Here is a 20,853-nt window from a genome sequence, read left to right as displayed (position 1 = left end):
CTACTGCTTGACCCACACCAGTTGGTCAACCCGGAAGCCCAGACTGCGCGCGGTGTTCAGGTAATCCTGCTTCACCGCATCCGGAATGGTTGGCGTGCGCGACAGGATCCACAGGTAGTCGCGGTTTGGGCCGCTCACCAGCGCGTACTGGTACTTATCGTCCAGCCTGATCACGTTATAGCCACCGTAGAACGGGCCGAAGAACGACACCTTGAGCGCGGCGGTGGTCGGTTCGCCGGTAAAGTACGCTTTCCCTTCGCTCTCGTTCCACTTGTTCTTCACCGGATCGTAGCCCCGGTTAAGCACGCTGATGCCGCCGTCGCTGCGCTTGCCGTAGGTGGCGGTTACCTGCTCCAGCCCGCGTTCAAAGCGGTTTTCCAGACGGGCGACCTCGTACCATTTTCCGAGATAGCGGCTGGCGTCAAAACCAGAAATCGGCTGCACGCCCTTCGGCGGCGTGGGGGATTTACAGGCGACCAGCGTCAGCGCAATGGCAACACCGGTCACAACAGGCCATAGCTTCATGAGAATTCCTTTCATTTGCACGGTTGGACGTTAAGTGTAGTGCACCGTTTCGGCGCTTCATCCCGTTCGGGAAAATTCGTAGTATATTGAGAGTATTCCTCCACTCTGGACACGGACATGGCTTACTCCATCGGCGAATTCGCCCGACTCAGCGGCATCACCGCCACTACCCTGCGGGCGTGGCAGCGTCGCTATGGTTTACTCAAGCCACAGCGCACGGAAGGCGGCCACCGCCAGTACAGCGATGAGGACGTCCAGCAGGCGCTCAAAATCCTCGACTGGGTAAAAAAAGGCGTCCCGATCGGCCAGGTCAAACCGCTGCTGGAACGCCCGATGCCGGGTCGGACCAACAACTGGCAAACCCTGCAGCAGAACATGCTGCAACGCCTGCAGGACGGCAAAGTCGAGTCACTGCGCCAGATGATTTACGACGCCGGACGCGAATACCCCAGGCCGGAGCTGGTCGCGAACGTGCTGCGCCCGCTGCGCAGCCAGGTTTCGGCCAACGTCGCTGCCGCCATGACCCTGCGCGCGATCCTCGACGGCATCATCATCGCCTACACCTCGTTTTGCCTCGAAGGCGATAAAAAAGCGCCGGGCGATAACATTCTGCTCAGCGGCTGGCACCTTAACGACCCGTGCGAGATCTGGCTCGAAGCTTTAACGCGCACCGGGCAGGGCCACCGGATCGACATCCTGCCGGTTCCGCCTGACGCGCTGGCACCGGAAATTTTCCCGGAGCGCAAATGGCTTCTGGTCACCAGCGGCAAACTCACCGCCGGGCGGAAAAAGCAGCTGGAGCAGTGGCAGCAGCAGGTATCGCTTGAAGTGATTATCCTCTGATAATTTTCTCCTGCGGGAATCTTCACGAAAAGTTGAATATTTTCCCGCGCCGCAGATGCTAACGTTTTCCTGTGACGAATAACTCCACAGGAAAACACCATGAAAAAAACTGCCCCTCTGCTGATCCTGGCCTCGATGGCCTTTGCCCCTGCTGCCTTTAGCGCCCCTGCCGGCACGCTGAGCGTCCACATTCTCGACCAGCAAACCGGGATGCCGCCGTCGGATGTGACTGTGACTCTCGAAAAGCAACAGCAGGACAAATGGACCCCGATTGCCAGCGGCAAAACCGACCACGACGGCCGTATCAAATCGCTCTATCCGCAGGATCGGGACATGCAGCCTGGCGTGTATAAAGTGACCTTCAAAACCGCAGATTACTTCCACGGCAAAAAGCTGGACTCCTTCTTCCCGGAGATCCCGGTGCTGTTTACCGTGACCCGCACCAACGAAAAGCTGCACATCCCGCTTCTGCTGAGCCAGTACGGTTACTCGACCTACAAGGGTAGTTAAGATGCATTGATTTTAAAGGATTATAAAAAATAGTTCCGCGAATACTTGGACAAATTAGTCATGTTGTGTAAGTTTTAGTTATATGAACGGGAGGACCACACCATGACAACGAAACCTGTACTCGGTATTAGCGGATGTTTGACCGGATCCGCCGTTCGCTTTGACGGCGGACACAAGCGTATGGGCTTCGTCATGGATGAGCTGGCCCAGTGGGTGAATTTCAGGCCCGTCTGCCCGGAAATGGCTATCGGTCTGCCGACGCCTCGCCCGGCCATACGCCTGACGCTGACGGACAGCGGCGAAACGCAGCTCCGTTTCAGCAAGCCGCCTCATGACGACATTACGCAGAAAATGGCCGACTTTACGGCGGACTATCTGCCAAAAATCGGCGATCTGTCGGGATTTATCGTCTGCGCAAAATCCCCAAGCTGCGGCCTGGAACGCGTGCGGCTGTACGATGAAAACGGCAACCGGGGCCGCAAGGAGGGCGTCGGGCTGTTCACCGCCGCCCTTCTTGAAACCTACCCGTGGCTGCCCGTCGAGGAAGACGGTCGGCTGCACGACCCGGTGCTGCGGGAAAACTTTATCGAGCGGGTATTTGCCCTGCACGAGTTGAACACGCTGCGTAAAAATGGCCTCACGCGCCGCGCGCTGCTGGACTTCCACAGCCGTTACAAACTTCAGCTCCTGGCACACCATCAGGCAGGCTACCGTGAAATCGGCCCGTTCGTTGCCTCGCTGCACGAGTGGGAAGATCTGGACGCCTTCTTCGTGGCGTACCGGGAAAAGCTAATGACCATCCTGAAAAAACCCGCCTCGCGGAAGAATCACACCAACGTGCTGATGCATATCCAGGGGTATTTCCGTCGCCAGCTGAACACCCGCCAGCGCGGCGAGCTGCGCGACGTGATCCTGCACTATCGCAACGGACAGTTGCCTATCCTCGCCCCGATCACGCTGCTGAAGCACTACCTGGCCGAATACCCCGACCGGTATCTGATGACGCAAAACTACTTTGATCCCTATCCTGATGATTTGGGTCTGCGTCTGGCAGTCAAGTGATCATAAAAATGCGAAGGCCCCATTGACCCATAGAGGCCCAAAGCAGTACCCCGTTTAGACGACATCCTCACTGTCGTCTCTTTTTTGCATTTCATCTCAAAGACTGTGATTATATACAGGCTTATTCTGCAAAAGGGGCCTGCCTGTGATCAACACCCTGCACATTCAAAACTACCGCTCCATCCGCGAGATGTCGCTGGAGCTGGAGCAGCTCAACATCGTCTTCGGGCCGAACGGTACCGGGAAATCCAATATTTACAAGGCGATACATCTGATGCACAGCGCCGCTCAGGGGCAATTTTCCCAGGCGCTTGCGAATGAGGGCGGCATTCTGAAGGTGTTCTGGGCAGGCAAAACCCGCAGCGACCAGCTGCGGCGGATGAATCTGGCGGTGGAAACAGAGGCCTACGAATACGAGCTGCAGGTCGGGTTTGTGGAGAAGCTGCCCTATCCCTCGCAGTTTCAGCTCGACCCGGTTATCAAAGAGGAGTCCATCTGGCTGAGCGGCCAGCACCGTCGTCCTTCGTCACAGCTGATGAAGCGAAAAAATCAGGCCGTATTTCTGAACAACGTGCATCACGAGAAAGTGACCCACAGCGGCACGCTGTATGAGAACGAATCGGTATTCGGACAGCTCGGTGAACCGCATCTTTACCCGGAAGTGTCGCAGATGCGCGAATCCCTGCGTAACTGGCGCTTTTATCATGAGTTTTCCGTCTCATCCGGCTCGGCGATGCGCGCCCCACAGGTCGGTTTCCGCTCTCCGGTGCTGGCCAGCGACGGCGCTAACCTGGCGGCCGCGTTTCAGACCATCGTGGAGATTGGCGACGAGCTGCTGCTGATGCGCATTCTCGACCAGGCCTTCCCCGGCTGCGTGTTTTACAGCGACAACACCGGCGGACGTTTTCGCATGATGATGCAGCGCGAGGGGCTGAGCAGGCCGCTGGAACCGGCGGAGTTCTCCGACGGCACCCTGCGCTTTCTGTGCCTGGCGGTGGCGCTGTTAAGCCCGCGCCCACCGGCGTTTATCGCACTGAACGAACCGGAAAACAGCCTGCACCCGCAGATGCTGCCCGCGCTGGCGAGCTTAATCGCCGAGGCCAGCCGCTACTCGCAGATCTGGCTCACCAGCCACTCGCCGGAGCTGGCGCAGTTGATTGAGAAGCAGAGGTCGTTCTCGCTGTATCAGCTGTCAATGGTGGAGGGGGAGACGAGGGTGGAGAGGCTGGGGTAGTCTCCAGGGGGCACGGAGACTGTTTTTTCGCATCTCGCTTCAGTGAAGCATGCCAATAAAGAACCCCAGATACCCGGCCCTGCTTAACCATAAAAAAGGACTGATGAGGCCGGACCGCCGGAGATTAATCAACTCTCTCATGGGGGCCAGGCCATCATTTTTGATAACGACATTTTCGTGAGCTAAAACCATCTTTACTGGATAAAAACCAGCCCAAATCATTTCCTAAAATGCTCATTATCCATATACATCATTTCACTGCGATAGTTAATTTCGACAACAACACCCGCATTATTTTCGGAATTTTAAGTGATTGTAGTGGCGAATTTCTTTGTATAACAATGGCCAACTACCACAACCAATCAAAACCCCACCAATGAAACCAATTTTTATATATTTTACAACATAATCTGTTGTAAATAAATCAGATGACAGCATCCAAATCCCAAAAATTAAAATAAATGAGCATATGCACATCATAAAAAATACCCAAACAAAAAACAAAACCAGGAGGCGTTTCATTTCTCACTTCCTTTTACTTTATCTTGAGTAATAGAACTAAATCCTTCCGATGAAAACGCACCAAGACTCCCACCTAAAATACCGGGAAGAGAGCTCATTTGGCCGCCCTGATATATACCATACCCGACATATTTTTCCGAATACTGCAGTGAATACTTGCTAGCATCCATACCCAACTGATTTTTTATGTACTGGGATTCAAGTTTATTGGTGACTGCGGCACCTATACCATAACCAACACCTGTACCTGCCATACTCCCGATCACTGAAGACGTGCTGTCCTGACCTTCAATCTGGCTGCTCATGTATGCACTGCCTGCGCCAAGCAACTGGTTAGCGTAATACCCCTTACCTGCCGTTCCTGCTCCGGTCAATCCCGATAGAGCAAAACTCAGGTAATCAAACTTATCTCCCGTATTGCCCGTTGCAATCTGCACTGCCCCGTTAGCGCCATAGCTCAAACCGGCACTGACAAATTTTTCAGCCCACGTTGCTGATGATGTTAACAGCGAACCTGCTCCGGCAACCGAGCCCCAGAAATTTTCAGGCTCACCAAAAAACGCCAGTGCGCGGACACCATCAGAAGTATTGCTGTTCAGATAAGCCAAGTCATAGCTATTGCCTTCAATAACATAATTCTTAACATCCTGGTTTTCCAACGAACCATACAGCCAGCCAGGTCGACTCGCCGCGCTGAGTCCACCTTCAATATTCCACTTATCTTCACCGGACAGAGCCGTCAGAGGGTCCGCTGCTACATCAATATGCATTTTTAGTCTATTATTAGCACTAATTACTGCATATTTATTCTGAATGCCGCCACACTCCCCTCCGGATTTACGACAGGCAGTCATTTCTTTATCGAAAGCCTGTGCCTCATTCCAGCTCAAAAAGTTATTCTCAACACTATTCTTCCCTGCACTGGCCCCAACCGCAGCACCAGCCGTATTTCCCCCGGCAATCCCACCAGCTATGCCCGCTGAAATAGAGGCCAACGTACTCACGGTTTGCTTCTGTTTTTCCGTTAACTTCGACGAGTCTGTGTCCGGATAAAACTGTTTGGCAATCGCTGTCGCAATCAGTTCGCCGGATGCGGCCCCCACAGCGCCCGCTGCGGCACTGTTGCCCTGAAGGGCGGCGGTTACGCCGCCAAGGATGGCATGGGCAATCGCTTTTGCCGCCGTATCGTCATCAATGCCTGCATGATGGCCGATGATGTTCGCCAGCTCCGGTGCTGACGCGCCCGCCAGCGCCCCTCCGATATTACCGCCCGCCAGTCCCTGCAGCGCTGCCGTGGCCGCCTGGATGCCGCGCTGCATGGCGCTGCCGGTTCCGTAGGTCACCATCACATTTTTGTATGCCTGGGTATCACGCAGTTTCGCCAGATAATCCTGGCGCTGTTTCTCTGTTGCGTTTGCAGGGAGTGTTGCGCCGGTTTCTTTCTGGGCCGCCTTAAGCCCGTTAAGATCACCCTGCGTCCTGGCAATATCCGCCACCTGGCTGCCAATATCGCTGATCATCCCAACTGCGTTCAGGCGGTTCTGCTCTTTCTCCTTGTCGAAGATCGGGCTGATGCTGTCGTTGGCATGTTCGGTATCGCGGCTCAGATCGGCCACGTCCTGCGTCTGGTTTGATTTGTCGCGGATAGTGAGGGAGCCCTCTGCCACGGCGGCCTGCGTGGTGCCTTCCTTATGACCTTTATTACCCGCAGCGGAGATCATGCCGCCCGGCAGGTTGCCCTGGAATTTATCCCCGAAGCTGCCGCCGCCGCTCAGGCTGATACCGGAGTGCGAGGTTTTAAAGTCCGCTTCGTTGTGGATATCGCTGAAGCCCAGCGTCCCGGTATCGAGGCTGTTTTTGTCCGGCGTGGCGGTAGACGCGATAACTGCGCCATCAAGCTGGGTATGATGCCCCACGGTGATATCGAAGCCGCCGTCCCCGGCATACAGCCCGGTCTGTTCGGCCACCGAATCAAAGCGGCTCTTCATCTTGTCCTGGCTGGCGTTGATATAGCCTGAACCGGACATAGTGCCGAAGGTGAAACTGCCACCCGCCGCAACGCTGGTCTGCTTGCTGTCGTAGTCGCTGTTGTTCTGCTGGCTGCGCATCAGCAGGTCGTGACCAACATCTGCCACGATTTTATTGCCGTTAACCTGAGCGCCATCAAGCACGGTGTCGTGCCCGCTTTTTAGGGTGACGTTTTTGCCGCTGTCGATTGTGGTTTCGGTCCAGTCGGTACCGTTGCCTTTATCCTTGCCGTGCGCGGCGTTAACGTTGGCAAACACGCTGATACCCGCGCCGTTGCCTCCGGCACCGATGCTCACGCCAATGCCGCCACCGCTGCTGCTGTTCTTGCCGCTGGTTTTTTGGGTATTCGCCGCGCCGGACAGCAGAATGTCGTTCTGTGCATCCAGCGTGGTATCGCCCCCGGCTTTCAGCTGGCTGCCCGCAATCACGATGTCGCCGCTGTTTGCAACTTTGTTTTTGCCGTTCGCGGTGATGGCAAGATTGTTGCCTGCGTCCAGCGTGCTGCCTGCCACCGCATCACTCTCAGCATGCTGCTGTGATTTCGACTTCTGGGTCGTCAGCGAGAGGCTCACACCCATTGCGTTCGGGTCGCCGGTGGTTGCCGCCATATCCGCTGCCTGCCCGGCCTGCACGCCGGACAGCACCGTTTTGGTGGCCTGAAGGGCTTTCAGACGGCCATCACTTTGCTCTTTGGTCTCCTGCGCCGCGCTCACGGCATTGTTAATAGCGCTACCGACGGTGCCGGAGAGCGCCACGGTGAGCCCGCTTTTCTTCTGCTCGAAGGTTTCATCCCGGGTGCGCTTGTCGTGCCCCGGCTCGATGATGACGCTGTCGCCGCTGAGGCTTAAATCCTTCCCGGCGATCAGATCCGCCCCGCCGATGTGGGCCTGGTTTCCGGCAGAAATCGCGACGTTACCGCCCGTCGAGCCCACCGTACTGAAGCTCTGGCTCTGGGTGGTGCCCTTCTCACGAAGATCGTGCGTGCTTTTGCTGCTGCCGATGGTGAAGCCAATCCCGCCTGAGCCCATCAGGCCGGATTTTTTCTCTTCCTTGAAGCGCCAGGAGGTGTCGCTGTTCGTGGCCGCCACGATATCGACGTTGTTGCCCGCCTTAAGCTGCACGTCGCCATCGCCCGCCACGGCGGAGCCGAACACCCGCAGGTTATTGCCCGCCACCACCTGCACGTTGTCGCCGCTCAGCAAAGAGCCGGATTCACGCGTCGCGCTGTCCTCCTCGATGGTGTGGGTGGTTTTCTTGCTGAGGAAACCTTTTTTGGTTTTGGTCTGCTCTTTGTAGTGATAATCGCTCTCGGTTGCGGTATTGAGATTGACGTCGCGGCCTGCCGCCACGCCGATATCGCCCTTCGCCGTCACCTGCGCGGCTTCGGTGGTGACATCGCGTCCGGCGAGGATTTGAGTATTCGACCCGCTGGCGATCTCGGTTCCCTGCTGGCGCAAGGACTGGTTGATCTCGACTTTTTTCTTCGCGCTGTATTTATCGCTGGTTGTGGACTCTGCCGCCAGCAGATCGATATCCCGTCCGGCCTGCAGCCCCACGCGATCCTGTGCGGCAAGCGCCGCGGCGTTACTGCGCAGATCGCGGCCTGCGGCCAGCGTCAGATCGTCGCCAGCGCTAATGACAGTACGCGTATTATCCGTCTTCAGGGAATCCTTTTTCGCGGTCTGGCTGTGGCGGCTATTCTGCGCCACATCCAGCACCAGATCGTTCCCCGCCCAAAGCGCAGCGCTGCTTCCGGCCGTCAGATTACTGCCCGTAACGCTCAGATCGTGCCCCGCCAGCAGGCCAAGGTTGCCCCCGCTGTTTAGCGTACTGCCCTGGTTGGTGACGGTCTCATTAAGATTGCGGCCAAAGCGATCGCGCGTCACCAGCTGATTCCCGGTAATAGAGATATCATCCAGCGCTTTTAACAACATATCGCCACCGGCGCTGAGGTTAGCGCCGGTATTGATGATATCTTTCCCGGCGCTCAGGGTCAGGCTGCCCGTCGCGTTGATGGAAGCAAGAGCGCCCAGGTCGGTTTGCGTCAGCGAGACGGCCTGGCTGTTCCATCCGTTCGTAGCGCCCGAGATAGTCCACTGGTTGGTCAGCGTCTGGTTAATAATGCTGCCGCCCACGCTTTCAAGGCTAACCGTCTGCCCGCTGATGGTGGAACCCACGTTATTGATATTGCCCAGGGCGCTGAGCTGCAGGCTTCCGCTGGAACCGATCAGGCCGCCATTGATGTTGTTGATTGTGTTCTGGCTGCTGGCAGCCAGCAGGCTTTTACCTTGCAACGTACTGCCGTCATTCGTGATGCTGCCGGCATTAAGGATCACCTGGTTCCCGGCGATAATGCTCCCTTTGTTAAACGCCACGTCCTTCGCCGACAGGTAAAGCCTTGGCACGAGGACATTTTGCCCCTCAATCACCGTGTTTTCCCACCACAGGATACTGGAATCCAGCGAGGCAACCTGCTCTTCCGACAGGCTGACACCGAGCTGTAACCCCAGCTTATCCCGGGCCTGAGCGGCGCGGTCGATCAGATACTGCATCTGCTCAAGGTCGGAGCCCACGCCGTTAACGTAGCGGCTACCGGTCTCGTTCAGGATCTGATTGCTGACGTAGCGGGTGTCAAAGGCCGCATCGCCCAGGAAACGGTAATCATATTCCGGACGCAGATTAAGACGCGCCAGGAAATAATCCGACCCCAGGAACTGCGTGGCGTCGGTATAGGTTGTTCGGGTTTCCTGCGGCGCCGAAGGCGGCGTCGTCCCGGCCAGCTTGTACAAATCATTAAACAGGCTGCTATCCAGCTGCCCTAAACCCGCCAGTTTCGGGTTGGTAACTATGAGATACGGGCTTTTCGGATCGCGGTTTGCCACAAAATAGCCGTTATTACTGGCCGGTAGCGGATAGTCACTCAGCTTAATCGGCGAACCATTGCTGGTCAGCGCTGGGGCAACCGACGAGATATCGGTAAGCGAAATAGGACGGTAGTGATAGCCCGGCGGCGGAGGCGTTTTCCCGCCGCTGGAAAGCGAAATAATCTGAGCCGTCACCGCAGCGATTTCACCGATCTTATCGCGAGAAGCGAGAGAGGATGTCCCGCTTGTCCCCGTCTGCTGCTGACCCGCCAGCGCCACGGCATCGCTGGCAATATTCGTATGCTTGCCACCCACGCTGCCGGGAACCACCAGGGCTGCACCGGTCCCGTTCAAATCAACCGGCGTGCCATTCGCACCGCTCTGGCTGGTTAAACCTGTAGTCTGCAGGTGAATGTCAGCCAGCTTGCCGCCAGCCTGGCCAAAATCACCGATGCTCTGTGGACGGTTATCAATCGATGCCAGACCGTTATTACCGGCATTGCGACTGGTGAGTGATTCCGCATTACCTATGCCATTCCCACTGCCGGGCAGGTTAATGGTTGCCTGGGGGGCTGTAACGCTCTGGCTGGTTGCCGCGCCGAGTCCGGTAGCCTTAGCGCCAGACGCAACGGTCGGGCCGCCCGACAGGTTCAGCCCGGGAGCACTGAGCTCAGGCTTATAGCCCGGAGCGTTCGCCGTGGTGGAGGTATTGCTGATATTGTTGCTGAAGCTGGCGACTACCGCGCCGCCGGCCTGGATAACGGCGCGATAAACGTCTCCGCTGGCCCCTTCAGTGGTCACACTATCAAGAACATAGCTAATCGACTTCGATACCAGCTTGTCATAGCTTCGCGTGGTCTCATCAGGTCTGCGGGCATATTTATCGCCTACCCCATAGCGATAAACGTTATAAACAGTCGACGTGCCGTTTAGCCATGACTGGTTGTTTAAGGTACTTCCTGAAAGCTGAATATTTCTGTTCGCCAGAATCGACGACGCCATATTTTCAACGTTATCAGACCGGGCGATGATGTCTCTGCCAGCCGCAATGCGGGACTGCTGCCCCTTCGCACTAACGGAAACCGAAACGGTTTTGACGGCAACTTTTTGAACATCCGCATCTTCATAAGGCGCATAGTTGCCAAGCATTTGGTACCAGTCGTCACCGTGGCCGTGATAACGATGTCCTTCCGTCACATACATACCGTACTTGCCGGTACCGGAAGAAGAAATCCAGTCCACAGGAATATCTGCCGTTCCCCCCTTAACCCAGGACGGCGCGATATTCGTTTCGCTCTGCACAGCATTGAGCCCATCACGCTCGTTTACTAAATGCCCGGTCAGAATCGAAATGTCGCCACGCTGGGTTTCAATACTGCCTGAAGTATTCACAACTTCCGCGTTAGCGTTACCCGCGCTGTCGCGCTGCATCCACAGGTTGTTGCCAGCCAGAATATCGCCACGCGCGTTACGGATACTGTTCGCCAGCAGGCTCATATTATTGCCCGCGTACATCAGGGCGCTATTCAGCAGCGTGCTTCCGGCGCTGGCGATCAGATCGCCTGCGGTTCCGACAAACCCTGCGTTATTAATCCCGTTCTGGCTGCTCAGGCGCAGCGTACCGCCCGCCTCGATGCTGCCTGTACCATTCAGGTTTAGTTGCCCTGCGCTGAGCTGGCTTTCGCCATAGCCCGCCCGCAGTTGGCCGTTATTATTCAGCGTACCCGCGGCGGAAAGCTGTATCCCCTTGCCCTGCATCAGGCCATTGGTCGTGATATCGCCCTGGCTGGTGACGGACAACGTATTCCCGGCGGCGAGCGTAGTCAGCTGATTATAGGAATTCCTGCTCGCGAGGGAGAGGTCCCCGAGCGCCACAACCTGCCCCTGCAGGCTGGTATTCCCGGCGTTAATCGCCAGGTTACCCTGGCTCAGCATCCGGGCAGCAGCAGCGTTATTGACCTGCGAGGCTGTGATCCCCAGATTCTGGGTTGCATACACCGTACCGTTATTATCGAGCTGGCCCGGATTAACCGTCAGGGTCGCGCCCTGCAGCATGCCGTTGTTTACAATATAATTACCGCCCAAGGTTCCCTGCTGCTGCGCCAGCACCGTACCGCTGTTATTCAGCGAACCGGCGTTGAGCCACAAGGCAAAACCCTGCACCCAGCCGCTGTTGGTCAACCCCGGCGTATTCAGCGTCAGCGTTGCGCCACTGAGCAATTGCCCCTGATTACTCCCGCGATCGCGCAGGTCAAGCTGCGTATTACCGTTCCCCTGTAGCGTACCGTCATTATTCAGCGTCTGTGCGCCCAGCAGGAAAGTGCCCTGACTCAGCATCACGGCATTACGTCCGTTATCGACGTTACCGCGCAGCGTGGCGTTGAGCGCGGTATTTGCCTCCATGCGGCCCTGGTTATTCAGGCTACCGGCATTCAGCGTCAGGGTGTGCCCCTGGATATGGCCGAGGTTGGTCAGGATATTGGCGCCCATGCTGAGCAGGCCGTTGCTTAACAGCTTCGCACCGGCCTGCTGGTCAAGATCGCCGCTGAGCGTGACGCCAAGGCCGTCAGCGCCGCTGATGCTGCCGCTGTTACTGAGCGAACCGCCCGACAGCGACATCTTCTTCGCCAGCATTTGTCCCTGATTTTTCAGCGTTGGCGCCCCGAGCGTGGCCGTCCCGTTCGCCACCATTGAGCCCGTATTGGTCAGGGAGGCGGTCAGTGCGAGATCCATATTCCCCGCGCTTTGCAGCGTGCCGTTGTTCTGTAACTGCCGCGCGTTAACCTTCAGGTACTGCGACTGCCACTGACCCTCATTCGTGATGCTCTGCCCACCCGCCAGCAGCGTTCCCTGGGTTTTCATCGACGCACCGGCCCGGTTGGTCAGCCCCTGAAGAGGTTGAAGCGTAAGGGCGTTCAGACCAATCACGGAACCGGCGTTATCGACCGTGCCGCTATTTACCGTCAGGGTATTGCCCTGAAGACTGCCCCCGTTTGACAGGCTGCCGCCGTCCACTATCAGGTCACCGTCAACCAGCAGCGAGCCCTGGTTATTCAGCGCCCCCGCAGTGACGCGCGTACTCCCCTGGCCAAGCAGTCGACCCGTGTTGGTCAACTGGTTATCAACCTGAGCGGTCAGCCCGTCGGTACCGAGCGCGCTGCCGCTGTTGTTCCAGCCACTCGCGTTCACGCCGAGCCGTTGCCCCTGCATTATCCCGCCATTCGCGAGCTGACCGGCCTTAAGCGTCAGCTGTCCGCCGGTAAGCAGTTTCCCGCCCGTCAGGTTATTCAGCGTCGGTGCGGTAATCGACAGCCCGCTGTCGCCCTGAAGCACGCCGCGGTTGTTCAGGATATTGACCGCCAGCGCGGCATTACTCGCCGCCAGCTGACCTGCGTTATCCAGCCGTGCGGCCGTCAGGGTCAAGCCCTGCTGAGCGAGCAGCCGTCCACTTTGCTGGTTCGTCAGCAGGTTACCGATGTTCAGGCCCAGATCGCGCGCCTGCACGATGCCCTGGTTATCGAGATTATCGAGGTTAAGCGTGAGCCCCTGCTGCGAAAGCAGCAGCCCCTGGTTGGTCAGCTGCGGCAGAGAGAGCGTCAGCGCCCCGCCGGTAATAATTTGCCCGCCGGTCTTATTGTTAAGTACCAGGGTGGAAGGCGTGAGGGAGTTCAGCGCCAGCGCGCTGTTGCCCTGCAGCAAGCCGACGTTGGTCAGCAGGTTGGTGATGATATTCACCGAATCTCCCGCTAACGTGCCCTGGTTGTTAAGGCTGGCCGCGCTCAGGGTCAGATCTTTTTGTGCCACCAGACGCGCATTGCCGCGGTTCACGACGTCGCCGGAGAAGCTTAGCCCCACGCGGCTCCCTTGTAGCGTGCCCTGGTTATCCAGGGTTGCTCCGGATAGGATCAGCGCCTCTTTTACAGACATCAGCCCCAGGTTGACCATCTGCGGGATGGAGAGATTCAGCGAGCTGCCGCTAACAATTTGCCCATTCGTCAGATTGTTGAGCCGCGGCGTGTGCAGCCCCAGCGCACCGTCTCCCTGCAGGATGCCGTTGTTGTCGATCTGACCGCTGGTGAGATCGACACTCTTCGCGGCAAGCACGCCGTTATTCGTCAGGCCGGCGCTCTGGCTGCTAAGCTCACGAGCCGCCAGCAGCCTGCCCCCGCTCTGGTTACTCAGCTGTTGCGCGACGTTAAGGTTTAACGCTCCGGCAGACAATGTGCCCAGGTTGTCAAAGCTGCCGGTCGTCAGCGTCATATCCTGACTCGCCTGCACGAGCCCGCCGTTGGTAAACTGCGGCAGATTGAGATTGAGTGAACCGCCGGACAGAATTTGTCCACCGGTAAGGTTATCCAAAGCCCGGGTATTGAACGTCAACGCCGCGCTGCCCTGCAATAAACCGCTGTTGCTGATGCTGTCCGATTGCAGGTTAAGCGTGCCCGCAGCCAGCTGCCCGATGTTTTCTAAAGCGCCTGCGTGAATATCAAACCCGGCCTGGCTGAGTAACGTTCCGCTGTTTGCCAGCTTGCTGCTGACGTTCAGGCTCGCGCCTTGCTGGCCGAGCAATGTCCCCTCGTTATTCCAGCTTCCGGCCTTAACATTCAGCGTCCGGCCCTGTAGCGTGCCAGCGTTATCGCCCTTATCCGCGGCTAGCGCTAAATCACCGCCGCTTAACAGCTGTCCGCCGATCAGGTTATTAATCACTCTGGCAGCAGGCGTCTGCGCGATGTTGGCACTTCTCAGGCCCGAGGTCTGTGCCGCTTGTCCCTGGATCGCCAGCCCGTTGTTTCCCTGCACCAGGCCGCTATTATTCAGGATCCCGAGAGCCAGACGCGCATTATCTGCCGCCAGCGTGCCGCTGTTGGTTAACGTATTGCCGTCAAAAGCCAACGCCTGGGTGGCAAGGACTTTGCCCGTGTCCCGGTTGGTTAGCGCATTTTTTACCGCGAGGGTCAGCGTGTCGCCCTGAATCACGCCGCTGTTCGTCAGCATTGCGCTCGTGAGATTCAGCGCCTGTTTGGCCAGAAGCGTACCAACGTTGCTGAACGCGTCCGCCACGAGGTCCAGGGCACTATTACTTTGCAGCGTCCCGGTATTGTTCAGCTCTCCGGTGCTCACGCTCACCGCATTCGCCGCCAGAATACCGTTATTATCAAGATGATTCGCGGCAAGCTGCAGCGTGCCCTGGCTCAATATTTGCCCGGTGACGATCGCGGTATTATCCACATTCAGCGTCAGACCGCCTTTGCCTGTCAGCGAACCCGCATTATTGAAATCCGCGCTGTGCAGAAGCGTGCTCTGCCCCTGCATCAGGCCATTGTTATTCAGCTGCTGGCCGGTGATATCCAGCAGCCCGCCGCTGACTATCTTGCCTGCTCGATCGTTATCGAGGCCGGTAACGGTAAGTTTAAGGCCGGTATCGCCCTGCAACAGGCCGCTATTTTGCCCCTGGCCGGACGTAATAATGACGTTGTTGCCGATAAACTGTCCGTCGTTACGCCAGCTTCCGGCGTTAAGCGTCAGCAGGTCGTCGGCAAAAAGATGCCCCTCAGGCCGGTTGTTTACCTGACCGGACAGATTCAGCTGCACATTCAGCGCTTCCAGACCACCACGGTTATCAAGAGACGTCCCGTCGAGACGCAGGTTTTTTCCCGTCGAAATCAGCCCATCATTGATCAGCGAAGGTGCCGTGAGCGCTATATCATCGCCTGCCACCAGCGAACCGCCCTTCTGGTTGGACAATGAGGCGGCGGCGAAGCTGAGCTTGCCGTCGGCCTGAATTAACCCGCTGTTTTTTGCCTGCGCCGCCGCGCTGTCGACGTCAATCGTCGCGGCAGCAATGACGCCGGTATTCGTAACCCCTCCGCTTTTCAGGCTGAGGTTACTCTGGCTGATAAGGCGCCCGTCGTTGTTGAACGCTCCGGCGAACAGGATATTCAGCGCCTCGCGGCCCAGCATTTGTCCGCGGTTAACGCCGCCAGACTGTCCGCCCGTGAGCGTCAGGCTTTTCCCCTGAACCCGACCAGCATTCTCCAGGCGGGCAACGTTCAGCCCGACATCGCCATCGCTCAGCAATTGGCCGCTGGCAATGTTGGTAAGCTGGCTGCCCTGCAGCCCGAGGGACTGGTTGCCCTGAATCAGCCCGCTGTTTGTTAAGCTGCTCACCGCAAGACGCGCGTTGCTGCTGATAAGCTTCCCGGCGTTATCACCGCTGGCAGCGTCAAGCGAGAGAGTATTGTCCGCCAGCAGTACGCCACTGGCCTGATTATTCAGCGTCTGTACCGATGTTAACGTCAGATTGCCCGCTTCAATATTGCCGCCATTCGTTAGCGTCAGCGCGTCGATAGCCAGCCCCTGGCTGACCGAGATCAGTCCGGCGTTGACCAACTGCTCAACATGTAAACTGCCTCCGTTGCCGCCCATTTCTGCGCCAGCAGTATTATTCAATTCCCTGGCGGTGAGCGACAGGTCGTTGATAGCAAGCATCTGGCCGCTGTTATCCAGCCGCCCCGCACCAACCTGAACCGTATCCCCCTGCAGGCGACCGGCGTTTTTTCCCAGCACGGTATTCAGGGTCAGCGCACCGCCGCTCAGGAGTTGCCCCCCTGAAAGGTTATCCAGCGTCTGGCTGCTAACGGAAAGCCCCTGGTTTCCCTGCAGTAACCCCGCATTTGACAGGGTATCAGCGATTATCGTGCCTGAGCGGCTAATCAGCTGCCCCTGGTTGGTAAATACAGGCGTCGACAGATGAAGCGTATCATCCGCCAGCAGCACACCTTTCGCCTGGTTATTCAGCTGCTGGCGCAGCGTCAGCTGTAAATCCTTCGCCTCGATGTTCCCGGCGTTGTCCAGCGTCGCGGCCTCGATAGCCAGCCCCTGGATGACTGAAATCAAACCAGCGTTAACCAGGTCGGGAATGGCAAGCCTGAGCCCGCTGCCGCTGATAATGCTGCCCTGCTTCTGGTTATGGAGTGAGGAGGCGGTAAAACCAAACAGCTGGTCACCCTGTAGCAAACCGTTATTGGTCATCTGCCGGGTGTTGATATTCAGCTCGGGCGCCGCGATCTGTCCCTGATTATCCAGCTGCTCGCTCGTAAGGCTCAGTTTGCCTTTGCTGAGCAAATTACCGCTATTGGTGAGGCTTTCGGTTCCGCTCAGGCTAAGCGCAGATAATCCCAGCATCTGGCCACTGTTATCCGCCTTTCTGGTATTCAGACCAATGGTCTCGCCCTGTACCTTACCGGCGTTGCTGAACCGCTGGGTCTCATTGAACGTAAGCGAACCGCCGCTGACAATTTCACCTTCAGAAGCATTGTTAAACTGCTCACCGTCAGCGATAAGTGCCGAATTCCCCTGCAGCAAACCCTTATTGACGAGCGTCTTCGCGTTCAGCGTCGCGCTTTCCGACATCAGACGTCCGTCGTTATTGAGCTGCGGCGTCACGAGATTCAGGCTGCGCTGGGCCAGAACGATCCCATCAGCCAGGTTATTCAGCTTTTCGCGCAGCGTCAGCTGCAGATCCTGAGCTTCAATCCGCCCGTTGTTATCCAGCGTTAACGCATCAAGGGCAGCGCCTTGATGAGCGGAGATCGCGCCAGCATTAACCAGCTGCTGTACGGTAACGGCCAGACCGCTGCCTGCCTGAACAGTGCCGGAAAGCCCGTTTGCCAGCGCGCCAGCGTTAAGATCCAGCGCCCCGCCGCTTTGCAACCAGCCGTCGTTATTCAGGCTGTTGCCGCTAATGCGCAGAGTGCCTGCCGTGACGCCGCCGAAATTAGCAAACTGCCCGGCGTTCACGCGGCCGCTCTGCTGGCTGACAAGTCGCCCGTCGGCGAGGTTAGTAAACGTATCGCGGACATTGACCGACAGATCGTCCAGCCCCGAAGCCTGACCCCCGTTGCTCCACTCCCCGGCGTCAATTGTCAGCGTTTTGCCCTGAACGCTGCCCGCGTTATCAAACGCCGGGGTGGTCAGCGCCAGCGACGCTTCCGCCAGCAGTACGCCGCCTTGCTGATTACTTAATTTCTGACCCGCTTTCAGCGCCATCGACTGGGCTTCAAAATTGCCGCTGTTCGTCAGCATCAGGCTTTCAATGGTTAGCCCCTGCTTCACCGAAATCAGCCCGGCATTCACCAGCTGTGGGATATTCAGCGTCAGCCCGCTGCCGCTGATAATTTTCCCCCCGCTCTGGTTAGCCAGCCTTTCGGAAGCGAGCCGCAACGTTTGCCCGCCCTGCAGCAGGCCGCTATTGTCGAGGATATTCGCGTTCAGGTTCAGAGCGGATGAGGCCACTCTCCCGGCGTTATTGAACACCGGTGCGGTCAGGTCGAGCGTATTTTCGGCGAGCACGCTGCCGGAGGCCGTGTTGGTAAACGCGTTATTCAGCGTCAGCGCCAGCGCGCTTGCAGCCAGCTGGCCGTCGTTAGTTAAGGTATTTCCCGTCAGCGTGAGTCCGTTGCGGGCCGTCATTTTGCCGCTCGCGTGGTTATCCGTATGCCCGGTAATGGCAAGCGTTAAGGCATCGCTATCAAGAGAACCGCTGTTGGTCAACTGGCTGGCATTAATCTGCAGCGCTTTCTGCGCCAGCAGCGCCCCTCCGGCCTGCTGAACAATGGTTTCGGCGCTCAGCGCCATGGCATTATCCGCCTGCAGGGTGCCGCTGGTGTCAATCTGGTTAGTCTGCAGAGAAACGTTGCTTCCGCGGCTCGCACCGCGATGCGTTAAGCTGCCGGTAGCGAGCGTCAGGTTGCCTTTTGCAGCCTGGACACCGTTCAGCTCGGCGGCGTTATGCGCCTGCAACAGCATATCGCCCTGCGACTGAAGCTGCCCGCTCGCCAGCGTCGTGAGCCGGTCGCCGCTGAAGGACAGGCCGCCCTGGGCCAGAACCTCCCCGGCGATCTGCGCATCACCCGCATTGAGCTGCAGGCTGCCCCCGCTCGTCAGCGTGCTCCCCTGAAGGGCGCTGAATTGACGGCTGGTAAGCGCGAGATTCTGTTTCCCACTGACCAGCCCGTTGTTTATGACGCTGTCAGACTGCAGCCCGAGCCTGCCGGTGGATAACAATTGCCCGTTTTGCCCGATATTCAGCGCGCCGGTACCGCTAACGCTCAGATCGCTATCGCTGCTGAGCATGCCGTCAATCCAGGCATCCCCCGTTGAGATCTCCAGCACGCCGCCGGCCAGCAGCTGACCAGTATGGTTAAGCGTGCCCAGATCGAGCCGGGTATTTTTCTGCGCCTGTACCGCACCGCTATTGGTAAAACCTCCCGCCTTCACGTTCAGATCGCCGTTCGCGGTCATTTTCCCGCTGTTAGCGAGCTGGCCTGCGGAAAGGGAGATACCGCTGCCTGCCGTCATCTTACCCGCATGGTTTGCAGCCCCTGCGACGTTAGCCTGAATGGCGCCAGCCGCATTAACCTCACTGGTAGTATCTGCGGTAAGCGAACCAGAGTTCAGGTTGATGTCTTTACCCGCCGTTAACGTACCGTTAGCGACGCTCAGCTTTCCATTTCCGGCAAGCGTAATATCCCCATCGCTAACCAGTTTGCCGTTCGTCACCGCCATGTCTGAACGGCTGTTGATCAGCATCGCTCCCGTACTTTTATGATCGCCGCTGAGGACAACGCTATCCGCCTTTGCCGTCAGGCTACCGCTTGCAAGGCTGTTATTCACCATCAGCTTACCGTTGGTATCCAGCGTGATATCACCCTGGCGAGCGTTAAGATCCCCGAGGTTAACCCCGACGCCTTTTTCACTGGAAACAAGATGGATACGGTTGGCGTACATTCCCCCCAGCGCGCCAGTGTCCACAGAAACCTGAGGAGCCGCACCTTCCCCTGCGACAGGCGTGACGCTGCCGTCGGCGGCAACCCGGTTGGCGCCCACGGTTACCGTGAGATCTTTCGCGTGAATTGCGGCGTTCACTTCCGTTGCGCGCGCAATAATCGACAGCGCGTCGCTCTTGCTGGCGTCCAGCCCCTGGCCTTCAACCGTGATGGCCCCTTTCGTCACGTCCAGCGCCAGCAGGTTACCGTTAGCGTCAAACTGCGGCTTGCCCGTGGTCAGCGTGGCGTTGGGGGTATTGATAAACCCGCATCCGTTACAGGTGATACCGTACGGGTTAGCCACCATGACGTTTGCCGCCTTGCCGGCGACTTCCGTATAGCCCTGCAGCTGCGAGCGGTTAGCACCTGTGACTTCGTTGATGATGCCTTTCGCTTCCCGCCCGGCCTGCAGGTTGGGGTTGTTCTGGATAAGCCCGCCCAGTTGGGTCTGGGTTAAGCGGTCGGTGCCGTTGTTGAGGATAAGCCCCTCTTTACCGACGTTGTAATCCTGGAACTGGTTATGCGAAATGCCTGCCTGGTTTGGCGTGGCGATGTTGATGACCGGAACCCCGTTCCCCGCCTGATCCATCCGGGTACCTGGCGTAACCGGGTTGATTGATGCTGCGACTGCAGGAAAGACTGGCTGCCCTGCCACCAGAAACATGACCAGATAACTAATCAGACGCTTCGCTAATCCAACGGGATGCTTATCCATGCCTTTACCTTAAATCATCAACCCAATACGGTAATAAATGTCGAGGTGCCCGGGTGCCAAATTGCCCGGATAATAAAGCCAAGCGCCCTGCCCGATATTAAGCAGGCGGCGAATATCACGTTCAGTCAGGAGAAAGAGATGCGTTATTGCCGAGAGAGCAATACAATAACGAACAACGAAAGACAGCCTGGCTGTAATTACGCATAAGCAGAGAGAATTTTTTTAGTTTTCTTCAGTATGCCACCCCTGGCATAAATAGGAATAGTCCCAAAGGAAGCACTACCAGAATTAGTAGTGATATTTAGGTTAAGGATAAAAATAATTAAAAACATGTGATATCGATGGGCAGCAGCGATGAAAATGGCATTATTCCGCTCATCTTACTTCGCTATTTAAATAGAGATGGGGGGTCGTCTGCTCTAATTTTTGATACGTAAGACGATTGTAAGTCTCTGCTATACGCGGGAAGAGGATGGTTCTGGTGGGATATGCTGGGGGGCGTCGGGGGTTTAAGGGAAGGGCATTTTTAATAGCCTTGATGGCTGGTAAACAATTCTCGGCTCTAGAACTGGGATCACTAGCAGAATTTACCTAAAGTAGAATCGCCTGTCTAATCGGAAATTAACGTCTAAATTCTTACAGGAAACGTAGATCCTGCTCAGTAAATTATCCATACTTTTGCATTTGACTTCTTAGCGCGTCTGTATCGCTGCATACGGTTAG

General features: G+C 57.2%; 5 protein-coding genes and 2 pseudogenes. 4 read left to right on the top strand and 3 right to left on the bottom strand.

Features of this window, described 5'->3' with window-relative positions:
• Entirely contained in the window at positions 1-525 is a 525-nt protein-coding gene (locus tag GVO84_RS00350; RefSeq protein ID WP_033147067.1) for a lipocalin family protein, read from the bottom strand.
• Positions 526-642: 117 nt separating this feature from the next.
• Here GVO84_RS00350 and GVO84_RS00345 point away from each other — a divergent pair, with 117 nt between their 5' ends.
• The 4 genes from GVO84_RS00345 to GVO84_RS00330 all read left to right on the top strand — a co-directional run bounded on the left by GVO84_RS00345 (position 643) and on the right by GVO84_RS00330 (position 4,174).
• A complete protein-coding gene (locus tag GVO84_RS00345; RefSeq protein ID WP_121426055.1) occupies positions 643-1,368 on the top strand; it encodes a MerR family transcriptional regulator in 726 nt (241 codons plus the stop codon).
• 99 nt (positions 1,369-1,467) lie between these two features.
• Positions 1,468-1,878, top strand: coding sequence for a hydroxyisourate hydrolase (gene uraH / locus GVO84_RS00340; protein ID WP_159515221.1), 411 nt, complete (start codon positions 1,468-1,470; stop codon positions 1,876-1,878).
• 102 nt (positions 1,879-1,980) lie between these two features.
• Entirely contained in the window at positions 1,981-2,940 is a 960-nt protein-coding gene (locus GVO84_RS00335) for a YbgA family protein (protein WP_063145778.1), read from the top strand.
• A gap of 145 nt (positions 2,941-3,085) precedes the next feature.
• Positions 3,086-4,174 (top strand): AAA family ATPase, encoded by a 1,089-nt coding sequence (locus tag GVO84_RS00330; RefSeq protein WP_159515220.1) that lies wholly within the window; start codon positions 3,086-3,088, stop codon positions 4,172-4,174.
• 518 nt (positions 4,175-4,692) lie between these two features.
• Here GVO84_RS00330 and GVO84_RS00325 read toward each other — a convergent pair.
• A pseudogene (locus GVO84_RS00325) lies at positions 4,693-8,676 on the bottom strand (hemagglutinin repeat-containing protein); the annotation flags it as partial.
• A 2,445-nt stretch (positions 8,677-11,121) separates the two neighbouring features.
• Positions 11,122-20,079: pseudogene (locus GVO84_RS00320) on the bottom strand (filamentous hemagglutinin N-terminal domain-containing protein); the annotation flags it as partial.
• Between the last annotated feature and the right edge of the window lie 774 nt (positions 20,080-20,853).

Source organism: Enterobacter sp. SM3 (genome assembly GCF_009811935.2).
Lineage (GTDB): Bacteria > Pseudomonadota > Gammaproteobacteria > Enterobacterales > Enterobacteriaceae > Enterobacter > Enterobacter asburiae_D.
The sequence above is the reverse complement of the archived record's forward strand: the minus strand, read 5'-3'. Positions and strand labels throughout refer to the sequence as shown.

What these genes read in the sequence shown, in the direction of transcription:
- GVO84_RS00345 (WP_121426055.1), top strand. Translation starts at nt 643, where the DNA reads ATGGCTTACTCCATCGGCGAATTCGCCCGACTCAGCGGCATCACCGCC.
- GVO84_RS00350 (WP_033147067.1), bottom strand. Translation starts at nt 525, where the DNA reads ATGAAGCTATGGCCTGTTGTGACCGGTGTTGCCATTGCGCTGACGCTG.
- GVO84_RS00335 (WP_063145778.1), top strand. Translation starts at nt 1,981, where the DNA reads ATGACAACGAAACCTGTACTCGGTATTAGCGGATGTTTGACCGGATCC.
- uraH (WP_159515221.1), top strand. Translation starts at nt 1,468, where the DNA reads ATGAAAAAAACTGCCCCTCTGCTGATCCTGGCCTCGATGGCCTTTGCC.